Source organism: Actinospica sp. (assembly GCF_035552695.1).
Lineage (GTDB): Bacteria > Actinomycetota > Actinomycetes > Streptomycetales > Catenulisporaceae > Actinospica.
This window is the reverse complement of the sequence record NZ_DASZKT010000171.1, coordinates 1-1780: the sequence shown is the minus strand read 5'-3', so window position 1 is coordinate 1780 and position 1780 is coordinate 1. Positions and strand designations below refer to the sequence as shown.

Here is a 1780-nt window from a genome sequence, read left to right as displayed (position 1 = left end):
CAGGGGCCGAACGGGCAGACGTTGTCGGTCAACGGCGTGTCGGTCAACGCGCCGGCGTTTCAAGCCGCCCGGCAGAAGTGTCAGAAGTACATGCCGCACCTGCACGCGAGTCAGGCGCAGACCGCGCAGGCCCTCCAGCGGGGGCTGAAGTTCGCGCGGTGCATGCGCAGCCACGGCGTGCCGAACTTCCCCGACCCGAAGGTCATCACCGGCCCCGGAGGCGGGCAAGAGGCCTACCTGCCCGGGGTTGACGTGCAGTCGCCCGCGTTCCAGGCCGCCGCAAAGGCCTGCGGCGGCGGCCCCAAGGGCCCTTGAGCGGCGGTCGTGCTCGGGCACCCGCTCGCCCTCGCGGCGGGCCACCGACAACACGGGCAGCGCGGTCGGCGCCGCCATCATGCCGCGCCGCGGCCTGGTTGAGACCGACACGGGAGTCGGGCACGCTCCGCTACGCGGATCCACAAACCGTCTATGACGAGCGCCCTCACGCAACCAGTAGCGAGCCCGCCCTTCGACCCTGCGGGGTCGTCAGCCAGGCGGCGCCAGCCGCTCGGCCAGGTACTTGAGCGAGAGCGGATAGCGGTACTCGATCCCCATGTGGGTCGCGTCGAAGATCTCAAAGAAGACGTCGGTGACACCGATCCGCTCGAGCGCTCGGCGGAAGGCCTCGGCGCCGAGGTCGAGGAACCACTCGTCGCGCTTGCCGGCGTCGATGTAGATCGCGCGCATGGCGCGCAGGGCGTCGGCGTGGCCGGGCACCATGCGCACCGGGTCCCAGCGAAGCCAGCGCTCCCAGACCTCCGGCACGAGCTCGCCGGTCGCCGCGTCGAACGGCAGTCGCACAGTGCCATCGTCGTTGGCCGAATAGCAGGCCGCCATGCACCAGTCGTTGAGCAGGTGGCCGTCGCTCGTCTTGGCGAAGGCGGGGCGGCTACGGAAGTCCTCCCAAAAGCGTTCGTAGGAGCCCTCGTAGTCATCGCGCAGCACCCGCGCCGTCTCGCGAAACTCGGATAGGTAGCAGCTCTCGAACAGCGCGTCGCCGGCGTGCGTGGCCAGCCCGCCGAACAGGTCCGGCCGCAGCATCGGCGTCACCATCGCCCCGTAGCCACCGCTCGACTTACCGGCGATCCCGCGGTGCTCAGGGGCCGCGAGAGTCCGGTAGCGCTCGTCGACCCAGGGCACGACCTCGTCGCAAAGGTAGGTGTGGTACCAACCGGTGCCGGGCGAGTCGAGGAACTGGCTGCCGCCTAGCGAGGTCCAGCAGTCGACCCAGACGCAAATGCACGGCGGGGCCTGTCCGGTCGCGAACAGCTCGTCGGCCAGCTCGGGGAAATTGCGCCGGAAGGCCGAACGGTTCCGCCACATGTCCAGCTGACCTGTGAGGCCCTGGATCATGTAGACCGAGGGGTAGCCGCGGTCGGGGTCCGAGTCGTAGCCGGGCGGGACGTACACCCAGAGCGGCCGCTCGTGCGGGTCGCCCAGCGGGTTGCCCCGCAACGTCTCGCTGACCAGGACGTGCTCGTCAAAGCGCCCCGCAGGCTCGGCTCCCCACGGCTTCATCGCCCCGGCACTCTAGACGGCCGGCGATCATCGTCGTCTAGGTGGTTCGCGGGTGTGTGGGGTGTGGGGTGTGGGGTGCTTCTTTGTCGGTGTTTACGCTTGGCGTAGGCGGCGCGTCTAGGCTTGTTGGGGATAGAAGCGGATCGGTGGGGTCGGCTTCGTTACGGGAGGCTGTCTATGCGTTTTGCTGTTTCAGGGGCGGGTTCGGATGCTGGGGTGGTCG

1 protein-coding gene and 1 pseudogene are annotated in these 1780 nt (G+C 69.2%); one reads left to right on the top strand and one right to left on the bottom strand.

Translation table 11 applies throughout. From position 1 onward, the window contains the following. Window positions 1-315, top strand: a pseudogene (locus VG296_RS20155) (hypothetical protein); the annotation flags it as partial. 210 nt (window positions 316-525) lie between these two features. Here the strand turns inward: VG296_RS20155 and VG296_RS20150 are convergent. Further along, a complete protein-coding gene (locus VG296_RS20150) occupies window positions 526-1557 on the bottom strand; it encodes an alpha/beta hydrolase (protein WP_325567843.1) in 1032 nt (343 codons plus the stop codon). Window positions 1558-1780 lie beyond the last annotated feature (223 nt).

What these genes read in the sequence shown, in the direction of transcription:
- VG296_RS20150 (WP_325567843.1), bottom strand. Translation starts at nt 1,557, where the DNA reads ATGAAGCCGTGGGGAGCCGAGCCTGCGGGGCGCTTTGACGAGCACGTC.